Genomic DNA, 6115 nt, shown 5'->3' on the forward strand with positions numbered 1-6115 from the left:
GATGCGCCTGGCCATGTTGCCGGCACGTGATGCGGAGATGGCCTGGCGATCCCCCACAAACAGATCGGCCCGGGTTTCCCCGGGCCGCTCCGCTTCATCTCACACCGTCCCGATCACTCGATCGGCTGGTCCAGCATCAGCTGGCGTGCGAAACGCACCGGCGGTGCGCCGTAGGACAGCATCTGGTCGTGGTAGGCCTTGAGGTTGAACTTGTCGCCCAGCTTCTCCTGCACCGCCTTGCGGGTGTCGAAGTGTTCCTGCGCGCCGACGAAGTAGGTCGGCAGCTGCGCCGAGGTCAGCTGCGCACGCACCCACTTGCCGGCCGCTTCGCTTTCCTGCTGGAACGCGTCGTGGGTCATCAGGTGCATCGCCTTCTCGCGATCCCAGTTGTCCACGTGCACGCCCTGGTCGAGGATCGCGTTGGAGATCGTGCGCAGGTAGAACTTCAGCTGCACCAGGTGGAACAGCGGGTCGTTGTTGAGGTAGCCCTGCTCCTGCATCATGCGCTCGGTGTAGACCGCCCAGCCCTCGGCGAACAGGCCCGAACGCAGCACCGCACGCAGGGTGGAGGGGAACTTGGCCGAGTGCCAGCCTTCCAGGTAGTGGCCCGGAGTGCCTTCGTGGATGCTCAGCAGGTGGATCATGCGCGAGTTGTACTCACGCAGGAACGAGTCGACCTGCTTCTCGTTCCAGTCGTCCGGAATCGGCGACACGGCGTAGAAGGTCTTCAGGTTCTTGTCCAGCGGGCCCGGCGAATCGCAGTAGGCCACGGCCACGCCGCGCTGGAATTCCGGCATCAGGATGATGTCCACCGGCGCGTCGGGCAGGGTCATCAGGTCGTGTTCGCGCACGAATGCAGTGGACTGCGCCAGCGCAGCCTTGGCGTCGTCGACCACCTTGTCGCGTGCCGGCTTGTCGGCGTAGGCCAGTTCCAGCGCGGCCTCGATCGCCTTCTGCTGCTGCTCGTCGGTCGGCTGGGCCGGCATCTCCGGCGCCCCCGGCTTGTCCTTCAGCACGGTCTGCGCGATGCCGTACATGTCCTGGCGAACGCGCGTCAGTTCGGCGCGCGCACGCTCACCGATCTGCTGGCGCGACAGCGAGGAGTTCAGCGCGAACTTCAGCTTCTGGTCGTACTTTTCCGCACCGATGCGGAAGTCGCCCTTCGCATTGGGTACCAGCGTCTTGTCCAGCCAGGTCTGCTGCTCGTCCACCGCCTTCTTCAGGCCCTCGATGGCCGCCTGCAGACGCTGCTGGTCGGCCTGCGGCAGTTCGCCGATGTGCGGGGTGATGAAGGTATCGACGATGCTGAGGATGCCCTTGTTCTGCTTGGCCACGGTCTCGGCGTGGATCTTCGGCACGCGGGCCGGATCCAGGTTCTCGCGCGCCTGGGCGAAGATCGCCGGCAGCTTTTCCATGCGCGCGGTGGCCGACTTCAGGCGTTCCGGTAGCGGCGCGAACTCACGCGCCATCAGGCCATAGATCGCACTGCCGGCGATGCCGTTGTACAGCTGCGGGTCCCACTTGCCGGACTGCAGCACTTCGGCGTTCCAGATTTCCGACTGCAGCTGGTTGCGCAGGATCGCCGCGTCCACCTGGTTCTCGCGGCCCAGCTTGGCCACATCGATCTTGTCCAGCTCGCCCAGCAACGCCTTGTAGGCGTCCACGGTCTTCTGCTGGCCGGCGGCGCTCAGGTCGTCCAGTTCGCTGTCGTAGCGGTGGTCACCGATCTGGGTGGCGCTGACCGGCGACAGCTGCATCCAGGTGTCCAGCGCGCGCTTGGACAGATCGGCGAAGGCGGCGTCGACCGCCGCGTCAGCGGCCTGCTGGCCGGCGGCCGGGGCGGCAGCGGTGGTCGGGGCGTCGGCTGGCTGGCAACCGGCCAGCGCAGCGACCAGGGCGAGGGCAAGAAGATGCGGGCGCATCGGCGTTCCTGTACAGGGGCAAACCCCGAGCATAGGGCCCTCGGGCTGCTTTGTCCCCGTGCCATAGGATTACCATGGACACAGACAAGGACCCTCCAGCGGAGCGCAGGACATGCAATACCAGGGAAGCTGCCATTGCGGCAGGATCGCATTCACCGTACAGGCCGAGGCGCCGATCAGCGACGTCCTCGACTGCAACTGCTCGCTGTGCCGCCGCCGCGGCGGCCTGCTGTGGTTTGCCCCGCGTGAGGCGTTCGAGCTGGTCACCGATCCGGCGGACGTAGCCACCTACCATTTCAACAAGGCCCACATCGACCATCACCACTGCCGCACGTGCGGCATCGCACCCTACAGCGAGGCGGTCGACCCGCGTACCGGCACGCCGATGGTGGCGGTGAACGTGCGCTGTGTACCGCAGGTGGATCTGGCCGGTCTTTCGGTCACCTCTTACAACGGAGCCGCACTGTGACGGGCGCGCGCGCCTGGACGCGCAGCCTGACGATGCCGGTAGTGCTGCTGGCATTGGCGGGCTGCGCCAAGCAGGGCGACATGGCCGCCGATGCGGGCGCCCCGGCCGCCGAGGCGGCGGTCGCGTCGCCGGAAGGTGCGTTCCTCGCCTATGAACATGACGTGCAGGTGCAGCTGGAGGCGGCGAAGATCGCACCGCGCATCCAGCAGATCGCCCAGGCCTGCCAGAGCGCGAAGTTCGGCGACTGCGCGGTATTGCAGGTCGACCAGCGCAGTGGCGAACAACCCAGCGGGGAGGTCAAGGTGCGCATTGCGCCGAAGGGCGCCGAGCCGCTGATTGCGATGGCCGGTGAGGGCGGCACGCTGCAGTCGCGCACCACCCGCGCCGAGGATCTGGCACAGGCCGTGGCGGACACGGCGCTGACCAAGGCGCGGCTGGAGAAGGAACACGCCCGTCTGCTGTCCTACCAGGACCGCAAGGACCTGAAGATCGAAGACCTGATGGCGATCACCACGCGCCTGTCGGAAATCGAGGCCGGCGTCGAGCAGGCCAACAAGGACGCCGCGCAGCAGCGTCGTCGCATCGATACCCAGCTGGTGACGCTGCACTTCGAGACCACCTCTGGCCAGCGCAGCCGCAGCGAGATCGGCGAGGCGCTGAGCGAATCGGGCGGCATCCTCGGCAGCAGCATCGCGTTCCTGATCCGCGCGGTGGCGGCCCTGCTGCCGGTGGGCGTGCTGGCCCTGGTCGTGGCCTGGGGGGCCCGCGCGTGGTGGCGTCGCCGCCGCCGCACGCTGCCGCCCAACGTCTGAGGTCAAGGCTGATGCCGGCCGCCGGCCGGCATCAGCCCTCGTCGGTCTCGTACTCGACGAACACATCCAGCTCCAGCGCCAGCTCCTGCACGGCGTCGCGTACCTTCTGCGCGGTGCTTTCATTGCCGACTTCCACTTCCAGCTCATGGATGCCGGGGCCGATGTCGTCGGACAGCCCGGCCGAACTGGAATCGTCGTCGTCCATGTGTGGCATCAGGTCGTCGGTTTCCTCGACATGTTCGATGCCGTCCAGGCCGAGCAGCAGGTCGCTGATGGCACGGGCGTCGTCTTCGGTTCCGGTGATGCGCAGTCGCAGCATGGCCATGGCGTAGGTACGTTGTGGAGGTGCATGCAGCCTAGCCAGCATCGGGCAAAGAACGGGTGAGGGCGAAGTCAGGCAAGCGTGGCCGGGCGGCCGAGCAGGCTTTCCGGCAACGCCGGAACCGGCGTGCGCTCGTCCTGCGCCTGTTCCAGCAACCAGTCGATGAACAGGCGTGCGGCGGGGCTGGGAGGCTGTCCCTCGGCGTGCACCACGTGATACGCGTAGCGCGCCTTCAGTGCGGGGCCGGGCAGGCGCACCACCTCGTAACGCTGCAGGTAGGGCTGGGCGATATGGGTGCGCGCCAGCACCGCGCCCATGCCATACACCGCCGCACGCATCGCATCGGTGCTGTCGGCGAAGGTGTGCATCGGTGGCAGCGGCGACGGGGGGCGCACGCCGGCGTGGCGGAACCAGTCGCGCCAGCCCTGCGGTGACAGGTCGGTGAGCAGCGGCAGGTCGGCGATGCGCGCCGGATCGAGCAGCGTTTCGACCCCGGCCAGCGCCGGTGAGGCCACCGGGAACAGGTAGTCATCCATCAGGTGCTGCGCACGCAGGCCCGGCCATTGGCCCAGCCCGTAGCGGATGCCGACTTCCGGTCCGTTGTCGTCGTAGCGATCCAGGCCGCTGCCGGTGTGCAGCTCGATGCGGATATGCGGATAGGCCTGGGTGAAGCGCGGCAGCCGGGGCAGCAACCAGCAGTAGGAGAGCGAGCGCAGCGTGGTGATCCGCAGCGGCACGCTGTCGGCATCCGGATGCAGGTGGTGGGCCACCGCCGCAACGTCGGTGAAGGCCGCGCTGGCGGCATCGGCCAGCTGCCGGCCCTCGGCGGTCAGGCGCACGCCGCGGGCGTGGCGCAGGAACAACCGGGTCTCCAGCACCTCCTCCAGGCGGCGCACGTGATGGCTGACCGCGCTGGCGGTCAGGTGCAGCTCCTGCGCGGCCTGGGCGAAGTTCTGGTGGCGCGCGGCGACCGCGAACACGGCCAGTGCGGGGAGCAGGGAAGGGCGTAGCTGCATGTCCAGCCTCAAACCATACTTGTGGCTGGCAGCGATACTACGCGCTTGTGCGGCGGGCGTCTGCGCCTGATCCTGTACGCCTTGACCAAGAACAGACGATGGACGGAGGCAGGGCATGAATGCGGTCCCACAGGCGGCCGAGCGCGACTGGCGCACGCCGCTGGAATTGACCCTGCTGGGCGCCATCTGGGGTTGCTCGTTCCTGTTCATGCGGGTGGCGGTGCCCTCGTTCGGCCCGTTCGCGCTGGTCGAGCTTCGGCTGGTGCTGGGTGCGCTGGTGCTGCTGCCGTTCCTGTGGCGCGCCCGCGCACAGTTCCCGCCACGGCGCTGGCTGTGGCTGGCACCGATCGGCCTGATCAACTCGGCGCTGCCGTTCGTGCTGTTCGCCTACGCGGCCGAGCAGGCACCGGCCGCGATCGGTGCGATCTGCAATGCGATGACCGTGCTGTTCGCCGCGCTGATCGCGTTCCTGTTCTTCGGTGAAAAGATCGGCATGCGCCGTGCGGGCGCGCTGCTGGTCGGCTTCGCCGGCGTGGTGGTACTGGCCACGGCCAAGGTCTCGGGCCTGAGCATCGGCACTGCAGTGCTGGCCGGTGCGGCGGCCTCGCTGCTGTACGGCCTCGGCGTGAACCTGGTGAAGCGGCACATGACCGGCCTGCCCTCGGCCGCGGCCGCTGCGGCAACGCTGTCGTGTGCCTCGCTGTGGATGCTGCCGATGGCGGTGACCCACTGGCCGCAGGCGGCGATTCCACTGAAGGCCTGGGGCGCAGCGATCGCGCTGGGCGTCGCCTGTACCGGCCTGGCGTTCCTGATGTTCTACCGCCTGATCGGCCGCATCGGCCCGTCGCGTGCGTCGACGGTGACCTACCTGATTCCGCTGTTCGGCGCGGCGTTTGCGTGGTTGTTCCTGGGCGAGCCGGTGACGCTGCAGATGCTGATTGCGGGCGCGTTGATTCTGGGTAGCGTGGCGGTGAGTCAGAAGGGCTGAGGCGTTGGCGTTTTGCGCGTTGCGCGTGCTGAAGGTGCTTCACTGTTCATGGGCGTCACTTTTCTTTTCGCGCGAAAAGAAGAGTAACCAAAAGAAACGCGCCGCCAGGTCGCGAGCCGCCGTGCTTCGCACGTCGGTCCCCTGCGCTTCTCGGTGAATCCGGGGACGGTGTGCACAAGGCAGCCGACTAGCAGTCGGCTCTACAGGACATCCGCACCTCTTCGCCCCTGGTTCCCCTGCGATGCTCGGCTCGCTCAAGGCGGACTGGAAGGTCAAGATCAACAGCAGGAGCATCCACGCATGGCGTGGATCTTATCTCTTGCCGATCTGGCACCTTGGTTGCCGAGAGCCCGGCGTGGGCGACCGTGTGGATCCAGGTCTTGCGACCGAGAAGTAGCTTGGGTCCCCACGCCGGATTCTCCCTGAACCGCCCGAACAGTTGGTTGAGTTGGCGCTCGAACTGATAAGACTGGGCAAGCGGGGAGAGCTCTCGACCCTGTCAGCCTAGCGGAGTTCTGCCATGTTTGGGATCGGGATTGATGTGAGCAAAGCCACGCTGGATGTGGCCGTCCATGGAGAGCAGTTT

Annotated in this window: 6 protein-coding genes; 3 read left to right on the forward strand and 3 right to left on the reverse strand. The window is 67.3% G+C overall.

What is annotated here, in order from left to right:
- Nucleotides 1–113: 113 nt before the first annotated feature.
- The gene (locus tag BLS66_RS15805) at nt 114–1922 is read right to left on the reverse strand and encodes a DUF885 domain-containing protein (RefSeq protein ID WP_064237978.1); all 1809 of its coding nucleotides are present in this window, start codon (nt 1920–1922) and stop codon (nt 114–116) included.
- 112 nt (nt 1923–2034) lie between these two features.
- Here BLS66_RS15805 and BLS66_RS15810 point away from each other — a divergent pair, with 112 nt between their 5' ends.
- Nucleotides 2035–2391, forward strand: coding sequence for a GFA family protein (locus BLS66_RS15810; RefSeq protein ID WP_049470176.1), 357 nt, complete (start codon nt 2035–2037; stop codon nt 2389–2391).
- Nucleotides 2392–2423: 32 nt separating this feature from the next.
- Nucleotides 2424–3203 carry a DUF4349 domain-containing protein gene (locus BLS66_RS15815; RefSeq protein WP_049441426.1) on the forward strand — a complete coding sequence of 260 codons (780 nt, stop codon included), beginning with the start codon at nt 2424–2426 and terminating at the stop codon, nt 3201–3203.
- A gap of 31 nt (nt 3204–3234) precedes the next feature.
- Here the strand turns inward: BLS66_RS15815 and BLS66_RS15820 are convergent, their stop codons facing one another.
- Both BLS66_RS15820 and BLS66_RS15825 read right to left on the reverse strand, forming a co-directional pair.
- On the reverse strand, nt 3235–3528 hold the full coding sequence (locus tag BLS66_RS15820) for a hypothetical protein (protein ID WP_005415831.1): 294 nt from the start codon (nt 3526–3528) through the stop codon (nt 3235–3237).
- Nucleotides 3529–3596: 68 nt separating this feature from the next.
- The gene (locus tag BLS66_RS15825) at nt 3597–4541 is read right to left on the reverse strand and encodes a LysR substrate-binding domain-containing protein (RefSeq protein ID WP_049470180.1); all 945 of its coding nucleotides are present in this window, start codon (nt 4539–4541) and stop codon (nt 3597–3599) included.
- Between the two features lie 115 nt (nt 4542–4656).
- Between BLS66_RS15825 and BLS66_RS15830 the strand changes: the two genes are divergently transcribed.
- Nucleotides 4657–5529: a DMT family transporter gene (locus BLS66_RS15830; protein WP_053506845.1), complete on the forward strand. Its 873-nt coding sequence runs from the start codon at nt 4657–4659 to the stop codon at nt 5527–5529.
- Nucleotides 5530–6115 lie beyond the last annotated feature (586 nt).

It is taken from the genome of Stenotrophomonas pavanii (genome assembly GCF_900101175.1).
In the GTDB taxonomy this organism is placed as follows: domain Bacteria; phylum Pseudomonadota; class Gammaproteobacteria; order Xanthomonadales; family Xanthomonadaceae; genus Stenotrophomonas; species Stenotrophomonas pavanii.